Source organism: Embleya sp. L77 (assembly GCF_055557415.1).
On sequence record NZ_CM145710.1, the window covers coordinates 1,066,967 to 1,087,281 of the forward strand.

Consider the following 20,315-nt stretch of genomic DNA (forward strand, 5'->3'; position numbering starts at 1 on the left):
GGACCGGCCCGACGCGAACCGGCTCGCACCGCCGCCGCGTCCGCGGCTCCCGACGAAACGGCCGTCAGGCCCGCCGGCGTCGTTCACGGAGCCTGCACGATGGGGAACGATCGCGGACGAACGGCCGGGTGGCGGCGGTCCGTTGCCGACGGTCGGCGGGGCCGGTCAGTGCTCGACGGTGACCACGATCTTGCCGACCTGGGCCCCTGCCTCCAGGTAGCGGTGCGCGTCGACGATCCGCTCCAGGTCGAAGGTACGGTCCACGGTCGGCGCGAAGGCTCCGGTGCGCAGGCCGGAGGCGACGAACGCCTCGGCTCGGCGCAGCCGTTCCGGGTCGGTGGTGGTCTCCAGGGCGGTGTAGGTGCGCATGTTCAGTGCGGGCATGCCGAGTTCGAATCCCGGGTAGGGGGTCACCTCGCCGCTGAGCGCGCCGTAGATCAAAAGCGTGCCGCCGGGGGCGACCACCCTGGCCAGGTCCACCACGCCGGAACCGGCGACCGCGTCGAAGACGAACTCGGCGCCGCGGCCTCCGGTGATGGCGCGCACCCGCTCGACGATGTCCTCCTCCTCGGTGACGATCACCTCGGCGGCGCCGGCCTTGCGCAGTTGCTCCACCTTGGCCCGCGTGCGGGTGGTGGCGATCGGGACCGCGCCGACCCGGTGCGCCGTCCGGATCGCGGCCAGGCCCACGCTGCTGGACGCGGCGGTCAGGACGACCGTGTCCCCGGCGCGCATCCCGCCGACCTCGACCAGGGCCCCGTAGGCGGTCAGATACGGCATCCACACCGCGGCGCCGGCGACCGCGTCCAGCGATTCGGGGCGGTGCAGCACGGCCGACGCGGGCACGATCGCACGTTCGGCGTAGACGCCGTAGTCGTTCATCGAGAAGGCCGGCACCACGCTGATCGGCCGGCCGACCTCGAATCCGGTGACCTGCGCGCCGACGGCCTCGACCACGCCCGCGGCCTCGACGCCGAGCCGGGCGGGGAACTCCTCCACGTCCTGGATGTAGTTGCCGCTGCGGAACAGGGCCTCGGCCCGGTTGACGCCGATCGCGTCCACCCGGATCGCCAGTTCACCGGGCCCCGGGGCACCGAGTTCGACGTCCTCCACGCGCAGCACGTCCGGCCCGCCGAGTTCGTAAAAGCGCACTGTCCTGACCATCACGCATCGTTCCTTCCGGGCACTGGTGACACGGGATCGCGTCGACGTGCCTCACTCAAACGGAAGGTACGACAACTGTCAAACTTTGATGGTCATCGCACTTTGATGTACGCCGTAGTAGCATGCGGACAGGAGGTATGGACATCGATGGCGACAACGCAGCGCGGCGGTCGAGAACGCGTCCCGCCCCACCCGGACGTGCGGACGATCAGCCTGCAACAGGTCCTCGAAGCCCTCGTCGACCCGGTGCGCCGACGGATCGTCAGCGAGCTCTACGCCGCCCCGGAGCCGGTCAGTTGCGGCACGATCGAGCTGCCGGTGAGCAAGTCCACCGCCACCCACCACTTCCACGTCCTGCGCGAGGCCGGCCTCATCCGCCAGTTCTACGTGGGCACGTCGCGGATGAACGCGCTGCGCCGCGACGAGTTCGACGAATCCTTCCCGGGTCTGCTGTCCGCGCTGATGGCGAGTTCCGACCGCGCGTGAGTGGACGTCGGCGGTGTTGCCGCGGGGGCGCTCAGCTGCCGTAGGCCGTGCCGTTGCGGCGGTTCTTCTCCACCAGTTCCAGCCGGACGACCATGTCGGCGAGATACGACGAGAGTTCGTGCACCGTGCGCTCCTCCACGCCGTCCCCGATGGCGCGGAGGCAGTGCACCAGATTCGTCGCCCGGTCCACGAACAGGCCACCGGCGCGCACCGACGACGGCGCGCTCGCGTCGGCCGTGTCGATGCCGTCCAGCAGCGCCGCGAAGCCCTCCGGCCCCGGCAGCCGGTAGTCCATCGAGAAATGGCCGCTGCGGGTCAGCACCAGGCCGTCCGAGCTCCAGCCCGCGACGTTCAGCGTCTCGCGCGTTCCCCGGAAGGAGGGTGCCAGCGGCCAGAAGTGCCGACCGCGACGCGCGAACAGTCCCGAGCGCGAACGATCGGTGTAGGTCTGCATCGGGATCCGCGACGCCTCCAGCCGCCGGCGCAGCGGCTCGACCAGCGCCAGGAGCGCCGGCTCGGCGACGGCCCGGGCATGCGCCCGACCGTCCTGCGCAAGCCGCCCATGAGCCTGCTCGGCCCGGAGTGCGTCCGCCTCCCGCTCCGCGGCGGCCCGATACGCATCGTCGAAAGAGGGAGCCAAGACGTCCACCCCGCGCAGGTGAGTCACGACGGCAACCGGGGCGAGCACCCCGACGACCGGAGCCCGGCGTTCCGGGCAGCACCGCCATCATGCAGGAACCGGGCGCGCATATGGGTGACTTCCACTTCCCCGACGGAGCAGGGCGCCGGGGTACCTCGCCTCCGGTGCGACGGACCGGGGCTTCCGCGACCGGACAGGCGAAAGGGGGCCCCGACGAAGGTCGGAGCCCCCTGTCACCACGTGCTCAGCGGACCAGTTCACCCGAGCCCGGCGGGCGATGCTCCGGAACCAGCGCCTCGAAGCGTTCCGGGCGGCCCGGCGCGGCGATGCCCCACGGGCTGGGCTGTTCCGGGATCCGGCCGAGATACGTGGCCGCGCAGCCCACGGTCAGCAGGCCGGCGGTCACGATGATCAGGGCGTGCGCGTCGAGCCAGTCCGGGGACCCGTCGGCGGCCAGCCGGGACCCCAGATAGTTCGCGATCGTCGCGCAGCCCGCGCCGAAGGACATCGCCCGCGCGGTGCGGACCGCCTGCACGACCACCACGCCGGCCAGGAACAGGCACACCACGCTCAACACCATCAACCAGGTGGCCGCATACGGGGGTTGGCGGATGCTGGAGGGGATCAGACCGGCCAGGGCCAGGCCCACACCCGTCCCGACGACCGCCGCCGAGCACGCCCGTCGCAGCGGCGGGCGGGTTACGCCAGCAGGTCCTCGTGGTTGTGCACCACCAGCCAGCCGTGGTCGAAGCGGCGGGCCACCGCCGTGTTGCGGATGTGTTCGGAGGCCGGTGTCGAGCCGTCGGCGGCCGGCGCGAAGTCCACGCGCAGCGTGTAGCGGGCGAGGGCGGTGTCGTCCCAGACGTCGATCACCTCGTCGCTCGCGTGGATCCCGGTGACCACCGGCGCGTCCGGGCCCGCCGGTCGGGCGGCGCGGATCCGGTCCAGGTCGGCCCGACCGAACAGGAGTTCCGGCGCGGCCGAGTCCCAGATCGTGGCCTCGGGGTGGATCCGGCTGTCGATGCGTTCCCGGTCGCCGGCCGTGAAGCCGGCGTAGATGTCGAGCAGGGCGCTCCAGACGGCGGCCCGGTCCTCGGCCGACCCGGCGGGTCGGTGGGTGTTGCGCGCGGCGGCGTCGGTCATGGCACGAAGGTCCTTACGTCGTGGGTGGATCGGGTCGCGGACGCGGCGATTCCCGGGCGGGGGCCGGCGAGGTGCATCCGCCGGGAGGCGTCCGTGACGGGTCAGGCGGCCAGGTCCTCGCGGACGATCCGGCCGCTCTGCATGACGAACGACAGCCGGGCCAGGGCCGAGATGTCGTGCAGCGGGTCGCCGTCGACGGCGACCAGGTCGGCGGTGAAGCCGGGCGCGACCTGTCCCAGCCGGTCCTCGGCCTGCACCAGTCGCGCCGCGGTGGTGGACACCGACTGGAGCACGCGCAGGTTGTCCAGGCCGCCGCGGGCCATCAGGAACATCTCGTACACCGCCGCCGGCACGCCCTCGACCAGGTCGGCGGGCGGGATGTCGGTGCCGTTGACCAGCTGCACACCGGCCGCGACCGCACGCCGGAAGCTCTCCTGGTGCGGTTCGATCGCGTTCTGCGCGTTGGCGATCGAGGCTTCCTCGAAGCGGTTCTCCCGCATCCACTCGAGCGAGTTGGTCACGCACAGCGTGGGGGTCACGAAGGCACGCCGGTCGGCGAGCAGGCGCGCGGTGTCGTCGTCGAGCGCATACGCGTGTTCGAAGGAGCGCACGCCCTGGGCCAGCGCGGCGCGGATCGCGGCGGACTCGCCGGAGTGGGCGACCACGTACGCGTCGTGTTCGTGGGCGGCCTTGACCGTGGCGGCGATCTCCTCGTCGGTCATCTCCGCGTGCTCGAAGTCCTCGCCCTCGCGGGCCAGGCCGGAGTTGATGAAGATCTTCAGGTGGTCGGCGCCGGCGGCCAGTTCGCCCAAAGCCGCGCGGTAGAAGCCGTCCGGGCCGCTCGCGTAGGAGCAGTCCGCGCCCTCGCCGTGCCCGTGCGGCGTGGACAGCGCGCGGCCGGCGCCGAAGATCCGCGGGGCCCGGATCCAGCCGCGCTTTTGCGCGTCGCGCAACACCAGGTCGATCTGGTTCTGTTCGTGCACGCAGCGCAGCGTGGTGATGCCGGCCCGCAGCGCGTCGTGCGCGCGCTGGGCGGCGCGGAACGCGGTCAGGCCCGGCGATTCGTCCTCGCGCGTGTCGGAGAACGGGAAGATCACCGACAGGTGCGAGTGGCACGAGATCAGCCCGGGCAGCAGGTGCCGGCCGCCCAGGTCGTGCGCGTTCGCGTGGGGCGGCAGCGCGGCACGCACCTCGGCGATGGTCGATCCCTCGACCCGCACGCTGCGATCGCGCAGCACCTCGCCCGTGACGACGTCGACGACGTGACAGTTGGTCAGCCACATGAGTGCGGTCACCCTGCTTTCGTGAGGGTCGGCGCGAGGACGGTGCACGCGGCGCGCCGGCGCGGAAGGAACTCGACCAGTGCCGGTTCGCCGACCGCGCAGGCGTCGACGGCGATCGGGCACCGGGGGTGGAACCGGCAGCCGGCCGGCGGGAAGGCCGGGTCGGGCACGTCGCCGGGCAGGTCCACGGGCAACTCGCCGCTGCCGTCCGCGCGCGGCACGGCCGCGATCAGGGCCTTGCTGTAGGGGTGCCGCGGCTCGGCCCAGACCTGGTCGGTGGGGCCGCTCTCCACGACGGTGCCCAGGTACATCACCGCGACCGTGTCGGCGATCTGCCGCACGATGGACAGGTCGTGCGAGATGAACAGCAGGCCCACGTTGCGCTCGCGCGCCAATTCGAGCAGCAGGTTGGCCACCGACGCCTGCGCGGAGGCGTCCAGCGCGGCGATCGGCTCGTCGGCGACGATGCACGTGGGTTCCGCGGCGAGCACCCGGGCGATGGCGATGCGCTGGCGCTGGCCGCCGGAGAACTCGTGCGGGAAGCGGTCGGCGAACTCGACCGGCAGGCCGACCCGGTCGAGCAGTTCGCGGGCCACGCCGCGGCCGCGGTCGCGGGTGCCGCCGGCCAGGACCACGGCGTCGGAGATCTGTTCGCCGACCCGGCGGCGCGGGTTCAGCGACGCGTACGGGTCCTGGAAGACCATCTGCAGGCCGCGTTGTCGCGTCGGTCGCGACCGCAGCCCCAGCGGGGTGACCGGGCGTCCGTCGAACTCGACGACGCCGGCGGAGGGCTTGAGCAGCCCGACCGCGGCCTTGCCCAGGGTCGACTTGCCGCAGCCGGATTCGCCGACCAGGCCGACCACCTGGCCCGGTTGCACCCGCAGGTCCACACCGGCCACGGCGCGCACGGCGGGTCGCCCCGGCGAGCGGTAGGACACGCTCACGTCGCGCAGGGTCAGCCCGGTGTCCTTGGAGGTGACGGTGACGGTGGACGTGACGGAGGAGACGGTCATGGGGTACCCACCTTCGAGGCGGCGACGGCGAGCGGATCGATCGGGCAGGCCCCGGCGTGGGTCGGCGTCAGCGCCAGCAGCCGCGGGCGCTCCTCCCGGCAACCGTCGACCGCGTACGGGCAGCGCGGATGGAACGCGCAACCCGTGGGCGCCTGGCCCAGCTTGGGCGGGGCGCCGACGATCGGTACGAGCGCCGCGGTGCCGCCGTCGGGGTGCGGCAGCGCGTCGAGCAGGCCGCGGGTGTAGGGGTGGCGGGGTTCGCGCAGCACGTCCGCGCGCGGCCCGCTCTCCACGATCCGGCCCGCGTACATCACCGAAACCCGGTCGGCCAGCGCGGACATCACGCCCAGGTCGTGCGTGATGATCAGCACCGACAGGCCGTTCTCCCGGCGCAGTCGGTCCAGCAGGCGCAGGATGCCGGCCTGCACGGTGACGTCCAGCGCGGTGGTGGGCTCGTCGGCGAGCAGCAGCGCCGGATCGCAGGCCAGCGCGATGGCGATGGCGATGCGCTGGCGCATGCCGCCGGAGAACTGGTGCGGGTAGCGACGCAGGGCCCGCTCGGGGTCGGGGATGCGCACCGTCGCGAGCAGTTCCACCGCGCGAGCGTTGGCCGCGCGCTTGTCCAACTTCTTGTGGTGGCGCAGGTGTTCGGTGAGTTGTTTGCCGATGCTCAGCATCGGGTGCAGCGAGGTCATCGGGTCCTGGAAGACCATCGCGACGCGGTTGCCGCGCAGGTCGCGGACCTGACCCGGGGTCATGGTCAGCACGTCCTGGCCCTCGACGAGCATCCGTCCGCTCGCGCTGCCGCCCTGGGGCAGCAGCCCGAGCAGGGCGAGTGCGGTCATCGTCTTGCCGGAGCCGCTCTCGCCGGCCAGGCCGACGATCTCGCCGCGGCCCACGGTCAGGTCGACGCCGTCGATGGCGCGCAGTCGTTCGCCGTCGGGTCCGGGCAGTTCGACGACGAGGTCGCGGATCGCCAGCAGCGGCTCGTCGTCGACCGCCGGCGGGGTCGGGGTGTCGTTCATGTCCGTCACTTTCGGATCGCCCGTGCCGTACGCGGGTCGAGCGCGTCGCGCAGGGTGTCGCCCAGGAAGTTGAAGGCGAGCACCGAGAGCAGGATGGCCGCGCCGGGGAAGACCGCGACCCACCACGCGTCGAAGTTCGCCGAGCCCGCGTTGACCATCGCGCCCCACTCGGCGGCGGGCGGCTGCGCGCCCAGGCCCAGGAAGGACAGTCCGGACAGCAGCAGTACGGCGTTGCCCAGGTCGAGCGCGGCGAGCACGGCGACCGGGCCGGCCAGGTTGGGCCGCAGGTCCACGGCCAGCACCCGCCACCCGGAGGCGCCGAGCAGCCGGTCGGCCTGGACGAAGTCGGACTGACGCAGGGTCAGCACCAGTCCGCGGACCACGCGGGCGTAGGTGGGCCAGCTGACGATCACCACCGCGAGCACGGCGTTGGTCAGGTTGGGGCCCAGTGCCGCGACCACGGCCATGGCCAGGATGATCGCCGGGAAGGCGAGCACCAGGTCGGCGCAGCGCATCACGATCATGTCGATCCAGCCGCCGAAGTAGCCGGCGACCGCGCCGAGCACGGTGCCGATGACCATGGCGAGCACGACCAGGAGCAGGGCGAGCGGGAGCGAGATGCGGGTGCCGTGGATGACCCGGGAGAGGATGTCGCGGCCGAGTTGGTCGGTGCCGAACCAGTGTTCGCCGGACGGCGACTGGTACTTGGGCCATTTCTGGGCGAGCGGGTCCTCGGGCGAGATCAGCGAAGCGAAGATCGCCGCGATCAGGAAGGCGCCGATGATGACCAGACCGGTGATGGCCAGGGGGCTGCGCCACGGCGACTTGCCCGGGCGGCGCTTGCGCCGCGGGGCGGGGTCGTCCGTGCCGGTGCGGTCGGCTCCGAGCCGATCGCCGAGGAAGAGGCGCGTGGCGTTCACGAGAGGCGAATCCTCGGGTCGATGACCCCGTAGAGCAGGTCCACGAGGAGGTTGATCACGACGTACACGACCGCGACGAACAGGCAGACGCCCATGATGGACGGCAGGTCCAGGTTCAGTGCGCTCTTGTACGCGTACTGGCCCAGGCCCGGCCAGGAAAGCACGTTCTCGACCAGGACGGTGCCGGCGAGCATGCCACCGAAGGTGAGCCCGGCGACGGTCAGGATCGAGGTGAGTGCCGGGCGCAGCACGTGCCGGCGGATCACGGTGAACTCGGGCAGGCCCTTGGCCCGGGCGGCACGGACGTAGTCGTTGCCGAGGGCTTCCAGGACCGCGGCGCGGGTGAAGCGGGTGAGCACGCCGATGTTGAACGCGGCCAGCACGCACGCGGGCAGCACCAGGCGGGAGAAGGCCTCGCCGAAGGTGCCGAGGTCGCCGGTGAGCAGCGAGTCGAGCGTGTACAGGCCGGTGATGTCCTCGGGTGGGATGGCGCCGGGCGACAGTCGCCCGCCAGCCTGGATCCAGCCGAGTTTGAAGGAGAAGAGATAGAAGGAGACCTGGGCGAGCCAGAACACCGGCATGGACACGCCCGCGAGGCTGACGACGCGGATGATCCGGTCCGGCCAGCGGTTGCGGGTCACCGCGGCGACGATGCCCAGTCCGACGCCGATCACCAGCGCCAACACGATGGCCACCAGGGCGAGTTCGAGGCTGGCGGGCACCCGGTCGGCCAGGTCGTCCCACACGGGTCGGTGGGTCTGCTGGGAGGTGCCCATGTCGCCGTGCAGGAGGTTGTCGAGGTAGGTGCCGTACTGGGAGGGCAGGGACTCGTTGAGCCCGTTCTTCTCCTTGAACGCGGCGACGGCGGCCGGGTCGTTCTGGGCGCGGTCGCCGAGGTTGGCGGCGACCGGGTCGCCGGGCACGGCGTGGGTGAGCACGAAGGCCAGGATCGTGATGCCCAGGCACAGCAGCAGCCCGACGGACAGGCGCACCAGCACGAAGCGGGCGAAGGGGTGGGAGCCGCGCGCGGCCCGGGGGCCGGCGGCCGCACCCTTGCGGGGTGCGGCCGGCCGGGGGGTGCCGCGGTCGACCCTGGGGTCAGCCGAGCTTGTCGACATCGATGTACCAGATCGGGTTGTAGTGCAGGTTCTTCACCGAGTTGTTCGCGGCGATCACCTGTGCGGGCTGGAGCAGCGGCATGAACGGGCCGGTCTTGTTCATCGCTTCCTGGAGCTGCTTGTACAGCGCGACGCGCTCGGCGTCGGTGGTGGCGACCTTGGCCCGCTGGGCGAGGTCGCTCACCTCGGCGTTGGCGTCCTTCTTCCAGCCGGCGCGCAGGGCGACCAGTTCACCCGGGGTGAACGCGAGGTAGTCGCTGGCGTCGGGGTAGTCGGCCTGCCACCACCACAGGCCCATCGACTCGGTGCCGTTGCGGTAGGAGTCCAGCGCGGTCTGGGTCGGGGCCGGCTTGAGGTTGATGTTGATGCCGACCTCCTTGAGGTTGGCCTGCACCCGGGCGCCGAGGTCGCCGAAGTTGATCCCGTTGATGGTCACGTCGGAGGCGTAGTACAGGTCGACGCTGGGGTTGTTCAGCCCGGCACGGGCCAACGCGGCCTTGGCGCGCGGGACATCGCGCTGCACGGCCTTGGCCGGGTCGAGCGCGCCGGTGAAGAAGCCGGGCACGACGCCGGCGGCCTGTGCGGAGCCGGCGCCGGCCACGTCCAGCAGGCTCTTGTAGTCCAGGCCGTAGCGCACCGCCTCCTGGAAGTCCTTGTTGGAGGTGGTCGGCGAGGTGGCCGGGTTGTCGTTGGTGAACAGGAACGCGGTGGTGGGCGTGGGCTGTTGCAGCACCTGCGCCTGGCCCTTGACCTTGACCGCCTGGTCCGGCGACATGTCCAGGGAGACCTGGCTCTCGCCGCTGAGCACGTTCAACTGCTGGGTGTTCGCGGGCACGTTGCGCACCACGACCTTGGCGTACTTGGGCTTGGCGCCCCAGTAGTTGTCGTTGCGGGTGAGGATGACCTCACTGCTCACGTCGTACTTGGTGATCCGGTACGGGCCGCTGCCCTGCGAGTCGGAGTTCAGGAACTGCTCGGCCTTGTCGCCCTGGTCCGCACCCGCCGCGTCCGAGCCGCCGTGTGCGGCGACCGTCTTGGAGTTGACCACGCCCAGTGCGGGGGTGGCGATGCGGAACGGCAGCGCGGGATCGGCGGCCTCGGTGGTGAGCACCACCGTGTGCTCGTCCTTGGCGGTCGCGGTGACGCCGTCGAGCAGGAAGGCCGGGTTGCCCTTGAGGTTCTTGACCCGGTTGAACGAGAACACCACGTCCTTGGCGGTCACCGGCGTGCCGTCGGAGAACTTGGCCTCCGGGCGCAGCGGGAAGGTGAACGTCTTGGCGTCCGGGGCGGCCTCGAAGGACGCGGCGAGCAGCGGTACCGGCTTGGTCACGTCGCCGCCCGCGAAGGTCAGCAGCGTGTCGTAGACGGGGCGGGTGACCAGGATCCCGGTGGGCTCGAAGGTCCGGCCCGGGTCGGCGGTCTTGAGACTGAACGAGGTGTCGACGACGAGCGTGCCGCCGTCGCCCTGGGCGTCGCCGGACTGCTTCTTGGCGCCGCCGCACGCGGCGAGCATCAAAGCGGCGGCGACGGTGACCGCCAGTGGGGCGGCGGCCCGACGCACGGCCTTGGCCCGGCGACTGTCCCCGATGGGGTGATTGCCCTGCATGGCGCACCTTCCTCAAGCCACCCGATCGGCCGATGACGGAACCGAGTGTTTGATCTGGCTGAACGGTGGGCTTGAAAGTAGGCGTCGCCGAACGTGATGGTCAATGGCTTTCTCGGCCGTCTCGGCATTTGGGACCAAAGATCCATTCACGGTGATCACTCGTAAACGTGGAGCGACGATTTTTCGCCTTGATAACGGTTTGATGACTGCTCAGAGCCCCCATCGACGTCAAAAACCGCACTCGCCGACGACGCCGTGCCGGGCACTCGCAACCCGGGCTTCATCCACCGGCAACCCGGCGGCCATCACCCGGGCGGCGCAGTGATCTTGACGGGGAGTCAGCTTCATGCTTATGTTCGCCCCGAAACGTTCAACCACATTGAACACGCCATGAAGCACAAGCCAGGATCCGCGAGTCGAGGGTGCTCGGCACCGGAGCGAACGGGGATCGGACCATGCTGGGTGACCGACTGCGCGAACTACGGCAAGCGCACGATCTGACCTTGCGTCAGTTGGCCGTCCAAGCCGGGATATCGGCGGGCATGCTCAGTCAACTGGAGAACGGCGCCGCGGAACCGAGCCTGAGCACTCTGCGCAAGCTCGCCCGCGTCTTCGACACCTCCATCTCGACCCTGTTCGACGATCCGGACGTACCGCGCGTGGCCGTGACCACGCGCGACCGACGCATGCGGCTCGGCGCGCCCCGCCAGCACATCACCTACTCCAGGCTCACCCCCGGATCGGGCGATCTCGAAGTGCTGGAGGCCGACATCGAGCCCGGCCAGGCATCCTCCGACGAGCCGTACAGCCATCCCTCCACGGAATGCGCCACCGTGCTCGCCGGACGACTCGACGTCGAGGTGGACGGCCGCGTCCACCGCCTCGAAGAGGGTGACGCGATCACCTTCGACTCGCGCCTGCCGCACCGGTTCGTCAACTCCTCCGACAAACCGGCCCGGCTGCTCGTCGCGGTGACGCCGCCGATGCCGTAGGGCCCGCGGCCGGGAACGCTCACGTTCGCGGCCACGCACCCTGGGGTGGGAACGGCGCACCGGTCCCGACGGCCGGGAACGGACCACGTTCCCGGCTCCCACGGGTATCGCGTCATCCGGATCCCGCGTTTGTGCCCCGAAAGGACCGAGGGCATGGACCGCAACACCGTCGACTGGCACGGCTACATACCGGCCGTGACAACCCCCTTCACCTCCCAGGGCGACCTCGATCTCGCCGCCTGGGACGAACAGTTGGAGTGGTTCGCCGCCGAACGCCTCGACGGCGTCGTCATCGCCGGCACCACCGGCGAGTGGTACACCCTCACCGCCACCGAACGCGCCGCCCTGTTCACCCGCGCCGCCCGCCGGGTCCGCGGCCGGTACACCCTGCTCGGCGGCTGCAACGCCTACACCGCCTCCGCCGCGATCGGCCACGCCCGCGCCGCGCGCGCCGCCGGCCTGGACGGCATCCTGCTCACCCCGCCGCCGTACGTGGTGCCCAACTCGCGCGAGATCGTGGCCTTCTATGCAGAGGTCTGCACCGCCGTCGACATCCCCGTCTGCGTCTACAACTGGCCCCGGGGCACCGGCGTCGACCTGGACACCGACACCCTGAGCGCGCTCGCCGACCTGCCCACCGTGGTCGCGATCAAGAACTCCACCGGCGACTTCGGCTCCTTCGTCAAGGGCCTGATCGCCCTGCACGAGCGGGTGCGCTACTTCGGCATCACCACCGACCGGGTCGGCGTCGCGCTGATGCGCGGCATCGGCGGCGACGGCCTGATGGGCGCCGGCGCCGTCCTGGGCCGGGACCACCCCGACTTCTTCCATCACCTCGCCGCGGGCGACGAGGCCGCCGCACTGGCCGTGGGCGCCCGCGACCGGGTGCTGATGCAGGCCTGGTTCACCGCCGACTACGGACCGCGTTTCGCCAGCGCACCGGCCATCCTCAAGCACGCCCTCACCCTGCGCGGCGTACCCGCGGGCCACCCGCGCCGCCCGCTGCTGCCGCTGACCGTCGCCGAGGCCGAGCAGGTCCGCGCCACGGTCGCCGAACTCGGACTCCTGGCCTGATGACTCCCGGCCCGACCGAACCCACCGAAGTCCTGGTCGTCGGCGGCGGACTGCTCGGCTGCGCGCTGGCCTACCACCTCGCCCGCGCGGGCGCCTCGGTGCGGTTGATCGAGAAGGACCAGCTCAACCGGCACGCCTCCGGGCAGAACGCGGGCAGCCTGCACTTCCAACTCGAGTACCGGATGATCCAACACGGCCCCACCGTGGCCGCCCGCGCCGCCGAGGCGCTGCCGCTGCACCTGGACGCCATGCACTCGTGGGCCGGCCTGGAGGACGAACTCGGCGAACCGTGCGGCGTGCGCCGCTCCGGCGGCCTGATGCTCGCCGAATCCCCCGAGGACATGGCCCTGCTCGCGCATAAAGCACACCTGGAACACACCCACGGACTGCACGTCGAATTGCTCGACGCCCGCGCCACCCACGAACGCGCCCCCTATCTCTCCGACCGCGTGATCGGCGCCGCCTGGTGCCCCGGCGAGGGCAAGGCCAACCCGCGCCTGGTCACCCACGCCTACGCCCGCGCCGCCCGCCGACACGGCGCCCGGATCGACACCGGCGTACGGCTGACCGCGCTGCGCCACGACGGCCGACGGTGGCTCGCCGAGACCGCCGACGGGCAGCGCATGGCCGCGCGCGCGGTCGTGGTCGCGGCCGGCGTGTGGACCGGCGAGGTGGCCGCCATGGCCGACATCCGGCTGCCCCTGGTGCCCGTCGCGCTCACCATGACGGTCACCGCCGCGGCGCCGCCGCTGATCCCGCACCTGGTCCAGCACGCCGGCCGCCGCCTCTCGCTCAAGCAGACCGAGGAGGGCAACGTGCTCATCGGCGGTGGCCGCGCCGCCAAGTTCGTCCAGCACGCCGGCGCCCTCGACCTGGACGCCCGCCCCGAATTGCGGCTGGACTCGGTGTTCGCCGGTGCCGACGCGGCGCGCGTGGTGCCGGCCGTACAGCGCCTGCCGGTGCTGCGCATCTGGTCCGGCGCCACCTCGCTGGCTCCCGACCAACTGCCGCTGCTCGGAGCCGTCCCGCGCCGCCCCGACTTCTTCGTCGCCACCGGCGGATCCGGCTTCACCCTCGGCCCCACCTACAGTCGCCTGCTCGCCGAACAGGTCCTTACCGGCACCACCGGGCTGCCCCTCGACGACTACTCCCCCGCACGGTTCGGAGCACTGAACTTTGTCTGACCACCCGGCGCAGGTGTCCATCACCCTCGACGGCCGCCCGCACACCGTCCCCCGCGGCCGCTCGCTGGCCGCCGCCCTGATCGCCACCGAGCACCCCGTCACCCGGTACGACCGGGCCGGCCGGCCGCGCGCGCCCTATTGCGGGATGGGCGTGTGCTTCGACTGCGCCGTCACCGTCGACGGCATCCCACTGGTACGGGCCTGCCAGGAACCGGTCCGCGCGGGCATGCGCGTGGACACGGGGGGCGGGGTCGGCGCGGGTGCGGGCATCGGGGCCGGCCGGGGGGTCGGCGCGGACAGGGGCGCGGGTGGGGGCACCGGCACGGAGGACAGGCCGGACGTGCGTGCCGACGCCGGCCGGGATGTGCATGCGGACATGCGTGTGGACGGTGACACGGAGGATGGCCCGCACGTACGGATCGGCACAGGCGCCGACACCGGCACGGGGACGGGCACGGGCGCAGGCACGGGCGCGGGCGCAGGCACGGGCACGGGCACGGGCGCGGGGAACGAGGTCGGAACCGGGGACGGCACCCGGAACGACACGAACGCGCCCACCGAGATCGAGGACGTGTGATGACCGCCACCGAACCGCAGGTGCTGATCGTCGGTGCCGGTCCCGCCGGTCTCGCTGCCGCCGTCACCGCCGCCCGGCACGGCGCGCAGGTCCTGGTCGTCGACGAACAGGCCCGTCCCGGTGGGCAGATCTGGCGCCGACCCGACCCCGACGCGGGCGGCCCCGATCCGCTCGCCGGCCCCGCGTACGACGCCGGCCGCGCGTTGCTCGCCCGGGCCGCCGCGCACCCGGGGATCACCTTCGCGCACGACACCACCGCGTGGGGCGTCTTCGGCACGCACACCACGCCGGACGGCTTCGCCGCGCCACCCGGCACGCCCGTGCCCGAGGGTCCCCGGGTCGCGGTGCACGGCCCCGGCGGGGTGGCAATCCTGCTGCCCCGCGCCCTGTTGCTCACCGCCGGCGCCTACGACCTGCCGGTACCCCTACCCGGCTGGACCCTCCCCGGCTTCCTCACCGTCGGCGGCATCCAGGCCCTGCTCAAGGGTCACCACACCCTCGCCGGCCGGCGCATCGTGCTGGCCGGCGCCCATCCGCTGCTGCTGATCGCCGCCGCGCAGCTCGTCCGTGCCGGGGCCGACGTCGCGGAAGTGGCCTTCGCCCAGGGCCTGCCCGGCCCCGCCGAACTCACCCGCGCACTCGCCGCGCTGCCCGGCAACCGGGCCAAGGTCGCCGAGGGCCTCGCCGCCGTGCGCACCCTGCGGCAGGCCGGCGTGCCGATCCACACCCACACCCTGCTCCTGCGCGCCAATGGCGAGGAGCACGTCACCACCGCCGTATTGGCCCGGGTCGACCGGAACTGGCGTCCCGTACCCGGCACCGAACGCACCATCGCCTGCGACACCGTCGGCACCGGCTACGGCTTCGTCCCCTCCACCGAACTGGCCCGCCAGGCCGGATGCGAGGCCACCTGGAACGGGCCCGCCGGCGGCTGGGTCCTGGTCCACGACCACGCGATGCGCACCACCCTCCCGCACATCTGGGCGGCCGGCGAACTCACCGGCATCGCCGGCGCCGAACACGCGGTCGCCGCCGGCAAACGCGCCGCGCTGGACATCTGCCGCAGCCTGGGCCTCCTCGACGGCGCCGCTCAAGACCGTGAACTACCCTCCGTGGAACGCGAATTGGCCGCCACCACCCGGATGGTCAGGTTGCTCGAACACACCTGCGCACCCGATCGTGCCGCCCTGAACGCACTCGCCGAGGACGACACGCTGCTGTGCCGCTGTGAGGAGGTGACCTACGGGCAGATCCGCTGCACACTGCGGGACAACCCGGGCCTGGGCACCGCCGACGCGGTCAAACTGCTCAGCCGGGCGGGCATGGGCCCCTGCCAGGGCCGCATGTGCGGCCCCGCCCTGGTCGAACTCCTGCACGAGGAAACCCACATCCCCCGGGAAACCCTCGGCCCCTTCACGGCCCGCCCCCCAATCAAGCCCCTCCCGGTCGCCGCCCTCGCCGAGGCCCACGACGCCACCACCCACGCACCCCCGAACCCCGCCGACACCGAGACGCCCCGGTAACGAGCCGACAGCCGCAGGCTGTTGCCGCGTCGTGCGCGATGGCGGAAACGCGCCCGTCGGCAGCTTCGTACGCGGTCGCGGAAACGCGCTCGTTGCTCGATCACCTGCGGCGCGTAGCGGGCCGGCTGCCCGCCGCCGCCCTTGGGCGCCGCCGTGTCCGCGGCACCCGGCGCCGCCGATCCGGACGCCCGCGCGGAGTCGCTCCTCGGCGGTTCACACGCCACCGCTCCGGCACCGGCCACGACGAGCACCATCGCCGCCGGCCGGCACCGATATCCGCGAGACTTCCGCACGCCGCGCCCTCCCGCTCGCACTCCCTACCCGACCGACCAGCCTACGCGGCGCCCCACGACCACCCCCGGTACGCCCCGATCCGACGCCGACCACGGTCCACCGGTCGGCTATCCGGCCGCCAGGCTCGGGTAGTCCAGGTATCCCTCCGCGCCGCCCCCGTATATCCCGGTCTCGCGCGGTGCGTTGAGCGCGGCATCGGCCGCGATCCGCTGCGGCAGGTCCGGGTTGGCCAGGAACAACCGGCCGAACGCGTAGACGTCGGCGAGGCCGGTGCGCAGCAACCGCTCGGCCTGCTCGCGACCGCCAGGCTCCGGGCCGTCGTAACTGCCGACCAGCGTGCCCCGCCAACGCGGGCGCAGATCGGCCAGCGCCGGATACTCCCCGGACTGCACCACATGCAGGTACGCCAGGCCCATGCCGTCCAGCGCGTCCACCAGCCGGCGGTAGCGCCGGGCCGGGTCGGACTCGACGATGTCGTGGAGCCGGTTGTCGGGCGAGATGCGCAGCGCGGTCCGGTCCGCCCCGATCGCGGCGGCGACGGCCTCGACCACCTCCACCGCGAACCGGACCCGGTCGGCGTGGGCGTCGGTGCGCACATTGGCGCTGTCGGAGAGGAACTGGGCCGGGAGGTAGCCGTAGGCCCCGTTGATCTCGACCCCGTCGAAGCCGGCATCGACGGCGTTCCGGGCCGCGTCGGCGTGCGCCTCGATCGCCTGGCCGATCTCGCCCGCCGACATCGCGCGGGGCCGGACGTAGTCCTTCGGACCGGCGGCGGTGTGAATGAAGCCGTGCGAGATCGCGACGGCGGACGGCGCGACGGGCTCCTCGCCCCCGAGGAGATCGGGGTGGCAGACCCGGCCCACGTGCCACAACTGGGCGAAGATCCGCCCACCCGCGGCATGTACGGCACGGGTGATCCGGCGCCAGCCCTCGACCTGGGCGGGATCGGTCAGGCCGGGGACGCCGGGGCCGCCCTTGCCGAGCCGGTGCGGCCAGATGCCCTCGCTGACGATCAGGCCGGCGGCGGCACGCTGGGCGTAGTACCGGGTCATGATCGCCGTGGGAACGCCGGTCGCGTCGTCGGCACGGGAGCGGGTCATCGGCGCCATGGCCACGCGGTTCGGCAGTCGGAGGGCAGGGCCGTGGTACGGCTCCAGAAGGGGAGAGTGCACGGTCGTCCGCACCGCGCGACGGGCGCTTCGGCCCGGTAGTCCCGGTGCCGCATTTCCACGAAGGGCTCCCGCGGATCCCGTCGGCGGGCGGTCGGCGCCGGCCGGTGCGTCATCGGCGTCGGCCCGGATGTGGTCGGCGTCGGTGGTCGGGCGGTCGGCGTGGGCCGCTGCCTGCTCGGCGTCGATACTCATCGCAATCTCCAGGGTCGTGATCGGTCGCTGCCACCGACGACTCGGCCGACGGGGCGACCACGAGCCTGCCGCACCGCGGCCGAGTCACCCAGAGCCCTGATCGGCTTACGACCGGTGTTCCTACCACTGCCAGGGTCAGGCTCGCCCGCCCGCGTCGGTCCGCCGCTGCGGATAATGGGCGATATGAACGACCGGCCCGAGGCAGCACAGACGACGAAGGCGACGCGGGCGACCGAGGCGGCCGAACTCGGCGGCGAGCCGATCGATCCGCGCGCCGAGATCAGCGAGTTCCTGCGCAATCGGCGAGCCCGGCTGCGCCCGGAGGACGTCGGCCTGGCCGGCTCGACCGGGCGGCACCGGCGCGTGCCGGGACTGCGCCGCGAGGAACTGGCCCAGTTGGCCGGTGTGTCGGTCGCCTACCTCACCCGGCTCGAACAGGGCCGCGGCCACAACGTGTCCGAGGAGGTACTCGACGCCGTCGCCCGCGCCCTGCGGCTGACCGACGCCGAGGCCGAGTACCTCGATCACCTGATCAGGTGCCAGCGCCGCAGGCGCAGCACACCTCCGCAACAACAAGTGCGCGGCGCACTCAGGGGCTTGCTGGCCTCGCTGGAGGGGGTGCCGGCGTATGTGACCGGGCAGCGCTCGGACATCCTGGCCTGGAACCCGATGGCGGCGGCCCTGTTCGGCGACTGGGACCGACTACCGCCCCGGGAGCGCAACTGGGCCCGGCTGGTGTTCCTGCACCCGGACCAGCGCCGCCTGTTCGTGGACTGGGAGGCCAAGGCAGCCGACATCGTCGGCGCCCTGCGCCTGGACGCGGGTTGCCATCCGAACGATCCGCAACTCTCCGCCCTGGTGGGCGAACTCTCGGTCAAGAGCGAGGAGTTCCGCTGCCTGTGGGCCAGGCACGAGATCAGGGAGCAACACCACGGCGCCATGCGCCTACACCACCCGCTGGTCGGCGCCCTGACCCTGTCCTTCGAATCGCTGCGCCTACCCGACGACTCCGAACAGTCCCTGACCATGTACCACGCCGAACCCGGCTCGACCACGGCGGAAAACCTCCGTCTGCTGGCCAGTTGGGGCGCAGACGCGACCACGACGGAGGAGCGGGCACAGCGCTCCTGAACGCGGGCGAACCGGCGGAGCCGGTGCGGACCGCCATGGCCGTGCCGTACCGGGTGAAGACGGCCACCCGGACCGAACCGAAGGGCGGTCACCGAACTCCGGCTGCCTGCTCCTCGGCACCGAGCCGAACGCTCACCTGCGAGCCCGCCTCCCGAAATCCCAGCGCGAGCGCCACCCGCTTGGACGGCTCCGGTCGTGCTCGCCACTGCGGAAGCAGGCCCCCGGCCAGGGCATGGGTCACCGCGGCCGAGGCGACGGTCCGCGCCAGGCCCCGGCCTCGGCTCCCCGGCGCCACCAGCACACCGTGCTGCGCCACGGACCGGGGCCAGACCTGATAGCCGGCCGCGGCAACCACATGGACACCCTCGCGCACGACGAACACCGGCGACGTGACGTCCGCCAAACCGCTCTCGTCCGCATCCGCCGCGCCGGCCCGGTCCAGCAGCGCAGCCAACTCGACACCATCGACCGTCACTTCCTCGACGGCGGCGGCGCCGTCGTGGGGCAGGAAGGCCGCGCGGTCCAGGTAGAGGAGCGAGGCCGGCCCCAGCACGTCGACAACGGGCAACGCCCCCAACAGCCCGCCCGCGTCCCCAATCCCCCTCGCCGGGGCCACCTTTCGGACCGCGTCCGCCAACAGCTCGGCGTCTCGTGCGTTCGGCGCGGTGGCGATCCCGGCCCCGCCGAGCAGCACCACCCCCGCCCAGGCGGGCGGACACAACCGCGACCCGGGCGAGACCACCACGTTCACCTCGCCCACTCCCGGAAACTCCACCGCGGCCCCCGCCGCCTCAACCCACAACTCCCGAGCCCGGCCAAGGAAATGATCGCCATTCATGGTCGTATCGTGCCCCGCCGCAAGCCCCCGAGCGACCGAATTCACCGGCCTCCCACACCCCCGGAAGCACACGTCGGCCATCGCCACACCAGCGTCGTCCGCACCGCCGTCCGCACCGCCGTCCGCACCGCCCTCACGCGCGTCCCGCGTCGGTACGTCGCCGACCCGGCCGAGTTCGGCGCCCGGGTATGCCGGTGTCCGGATCAGTGCGACCCCTCACGGACGCGCGTGGCCGGGATCGGCCGGGCACCCGCCGGCGGCGGCGCGGTGCAAGCCGGTCGCCAGGGCGAGCGCATGTGCCTGTCCGGGGCAGGCGTGCGGGCCGAGGCCGAACGGCGCTTCGGACAGGTCGACTTCGACCGACGTGCCGTCGGGTGCGATCCGGCGGGTCAGCGGTACCGGAGCGTCGGTGCGCCCGGCCGCCAGGTTCGCGACCAGGGCCTTGGTCGAGTCGCAAGCCTGAACGAGCAGGCCGATGCGACTCGCGGTGGCCTCGTCGGCGACACCGCCGCAGACCCGGACCAGCCGCCGCACGGCCCGGTCGGCCTCGTCGGTGATCGCGGCGTGCGGTTGGTAGGAGCGCGCCACCACGGCGACGTCTGCCGCGACGCCGGAGGGCAGGCCGAGCGCCTCGGCGAGCACCTCGACCGGCCCGGCGGCGCCGGCCGACGCACGCTCCAGTAGTGCCCGGGGGTCGATTCGGGCCAACTCGGCCACGGCCAGGGCACGCCGGCGCTCGTGCGCGGCACCATCGCTGAACCGCGCGACCGAAGCGCGCAGCCAGGCAACACCCCCGGGCGGCGCGTCGGGCACGGACGGAACCCGGTAGGAGGGATCGGTCAGCACGGCGGGAGTTCGCATCGTCATGGGCCCATGCTGGTCTCTCGACGCTACGGCCCCCACCGAAACGTCGCCGCGGGCAGCGCGGTTGCGGCGAAAG

General features: G+C 72.5%; 20 protein-coding genes. 7 read left to right on the top strand and 13 right to left on the bottom strand.

Annotated features, from left to right (window positions below; translation table 11 throughout):
• Window positions 1–165: 165 nt before the first annotated feature.
• Window positions 166–1,164: a zinc-dependent alcohol dehydrogenase family protein gene (locus tag ACZOOI_RS34735; protein ID WP_465284101.1), complete on the bottom strand. Its 999-nt coding sequence runs from the start codon at window positions 1,162–1,164 to the stop codon at window positions 166–168.
• A 147-nt stretch (window positions 1,165–1,311) separates the two neighbouring features.
• Here ACZOOI_RS34735 and ACZOOI_RS34740 point away from each other — a divergent pair, with 147 nt between their 5' ends.
• Entirely contained in the window at window positions 1,312–1,650 is a 339-nt protein-coding gene (locus tag ACZOOI_RS34740; RefSeq protein WP_465283542.1) for an ArsR/SmtB family transcription factor, read from the top strand.
• A 31-nt stretch (window positions 1,651–1,681) separates the two neighbouring features.
• Here the strand turns inward: ACZOOI_RS34740 and ACZOOI_RS34745 are convergent, their stop codons facing one another.
• From ACZOOI_RS34745 to ACZOOI_RS34785, 9 genes are all read right to left on the bottom strand, one after another.
• Window positions 1,682–2,290: a hypothetical protein gene (locus tag ACZOOI_RS34745; protein ID WP_465283543.1), complete on the bottom strand. Its 609-nt coding sequence runs from the start codon at window positions 2,288–2,290 to the stop codon at window positions 1,682–1,684.
• A gap of 244 nt (window positions 2,291–2,534) precedes the next feature.
• Complete coding sequence (locus ACZOOI_RS34750) at window positions 2,535–2,939, bottom strand: hypothetical protein (protein ID WP_465283544.1); 405 nt, start codon at window positions 2,937–2,939, stop codon at window positions 2,535–2,537.
• Between the two features lie 50 nt (window positions 2,940–2,989).
• Window positions 2,990–3,433 (bottom strand): DUF4440 domain-containing protein, encoded by a 444-nt coding sequence (locus tag ACZOOI_RS34755; protein WP_465283545.1) that lies wholly within the window; start codon window positions 3,431–3,433, stop codon window positions 2,990–2,992.
• Between the two features lie 101 nt (window positions 3,434–3,534).
• Window positions 3,535–4,728 carry an amidohydrolase family protein gene (locus ACZOOI_RS34760; RefSeq protein ID WP_465283546.1) on the bottom strand — a complete coding sequence of 398 codons (1,194 nt, stop codon included), beginning with the start codon at window positions 4,726–4,728 and terminating at the stop codon, window positions 3,535–3,537.
• Window positions 4,725–5,729, bottom strand: coding sequence for an ABC transporter ATP-binding protein (locus ACZOOI_RS34765; RefSeq protein ID WP_465283547.1), 1,005 nt, complete (start codon window positions 5,727–5,729; stop codon window positions 4,725–4,727). Before ACZOOI_RS34765 ends, ACZOOI_RS34760 begins: the two co-directional genes overlap by 4 nt.
• Window positions 5,726–6,754 (bottom strand): ABC transporter ATP-binding protein, encoded by a 1,029-nt coding sequence (locus tag ACZOOI_RS34770; RefSeq protein ID WP_465283548.1) that lies wholly within the window; start codon window positions 6,752–6,754, stop codon window positions 5,726–5,728. The genes ACZOOI_RS34765 and ACZOOI_RS34770 overlap by 4 nt, the downstream gene beginning before the upstream one ends.
• Before the next feature lie 5 nt (window positions 6,755–6,759).
• Entirely contained in the window at window positions 6,760–7,674 is a 915-nt protein-coding gene (locus ACZOOI_RS34775) for an ABC transporter permease (RefSeq protein WP_465283549.1), read from the bottom strand.
• Window positions 7,671–8,792, bottom strand: coding sequence for an ABC transporter permease (locus ACZOOI_RS34780; RefSeq protein WP_465283550.1), 1,122 nt, complete (start codon window positions 8,790–8,792; stop codon window positions 7,671–7,673). Before ACZOOI_RS34780 ends, ACZOOI_RS34775 begins: the two co-directional genes overlap by 4 nt.
• Window positions 8,773–10,398: an ABC transporter substrate-binding protein gene (locus tag ACZOOI_RS34785; RefSeq protein ID WP_465283551.1), complete on the bottom strand. Its 1,626-nt coding sequence runs from the start codon at window positions 10,396–10,398 to the stop codon at window positions 8,773–8,775. The genes ACZOOI_RS34780 and ACZOOI_RS34785 overlap by 20 nt, the downstream gene beginning before the upstream one ends.
• A 455-nt stretch (window positions 10,399–10,853) precedes the next feature.
• On the opposite strand from ACZOOI_RS34785, the gene ACZOOI_RS34790 reads away from it, so the two are divergent.
• From ACZOOI_RS34790 to ACZOOI_RS34810, 5 genes are all read left to right on the top strand, one after another.
• Complete coding sequence (locus ACZOOI_RS34790; protein ID WP_465283552.1) at window positions 10,854–11,390, top strand: helix-turn-helix domain-containing protein; 537 nt, start codon at window positions 10,854–10,856, stop codon at window positions 11,388–11,390.
• A gap of 153 nt (window positions 11,391–11,543) precedes the next feature.
• A complete protein-coding gene (locus tag ACZOOI_RS34795) occupies window positions 11,544–12,464 on the top strand; it encodes a dihydrodipicolinate synthase family protein (RefSeq protein WP_465283553.1) in 921 nt (306 codons plus the stop codon).
• Window positions 12,464–13,648: an NAD(P)/FAD-dependent oxidoreductase gene (locus tag ACZOOI_RS34800; protein WP_465283554.1), complete on the top strand. Its 1,185-nt coding sequence runs from the start codon at window positions 12,464–12,466 to the stop codon at window positions 13,646–13,648. Before ACZOOI_RS34795 ends, ACZOOI_RS34800 begins: the two co-directional genes overlap by 1 nt.
• Entirely contained in the window at window positions 13,641–14,225 is a 585-nt protein-coding gene (locus ACZOOI_RS34805) for a (2Fe-2S)-binding protein (RefSeq protein ID WP_465283555.1), read from the top strand. Before ACZOOI_RS34800 ends, ACZOOI_RS34805 begins: the two co-directional genes overlap by 8 nt.
• Entirely contained in the window at window positions 14,225–15,748 is a 1,524-nt protein-coding gene (locus ACZOOI_RS34810) for an FAD/NAD(P)-dependent oxidoreductase (RefSeq protein ID WP_465283556.1), read from the top strand. The genes ACZOOI_RS34805 and ACZOOI_RS34810 overlap by 1 nt, the downstream gene beginning before the upstream one ends.
• A 401-nt stretch (window positions 15,749–16,149) precedes the next feature.
• Here the strand turns inward: ACZOOI_RS34810 and ACZOOI_RS34815 are convergent, their stop codons facing one another.
• A complete protein-coding gene (locus tag ACZOOI_RS34815; protein ID WP_465283557.1) occupies window positions 16,150–17,214 on the bottom strand; it encodes an alkene reductase in 1,065 nt (354 codons plus the stop codon).
• A 375-nt stretch (window positions 17,215–17,589) separates the two neighbouring features.
• Here ACZOOI_RS34815 and ACZOOI_RS34820 point away from each other — a divergent pair, with 375 nt between their 5' ends.
• Window positions 17,590–18,537: a helix-turn-helix transcriptional regulator gene (locus ACZOOI_RS34820; protein WP_465283558.1), complete on the top strand. Its 948-nt coding sequence runs from the start codon at window positions 17,590–17,592 to the stop codon at window positions 18,535–18,537.
• Window positions 18,538–18,625: 88 nt separating this feature from the next.
• Here the strand turns inward: ACZOOI_RS34820 and ACZOOI_RS34825 are convergent, their stop codons facing one another.
• Both ACZOOI_RS34825 and ACZOOI_RS34830 read right to left on the bottom strand, forming a co-directional pair.
• Window positions 18,626–19,375, bottom strand: coding sequence for a GNAT family N-acetyltransferase (locus tag ACZOOI_RS34825; protein WP_465283559.1), 750 nt, complete (start codon window positions 19,373–19,375; stop codon window positions 18,626–18,628).
• 216 nt (window positions 19,376–19,591) lie between these two features.
• Window positions 19,592–20,242 carry a hypothetical protein gene (locus ACZOOI_RS34830; RefSeq protein ID WP_465283560.1) on the bottom strand — a complete coding sequence of 217 codons (651 nt, stop codon included), beginning with the start codon at window positions 20,240–20,242 and terminating at the stop codon, window positions 19,592–19,594.
• Between the last annotated feature and the right edge of the window lie 73 nt (window positions 20,243–20,315).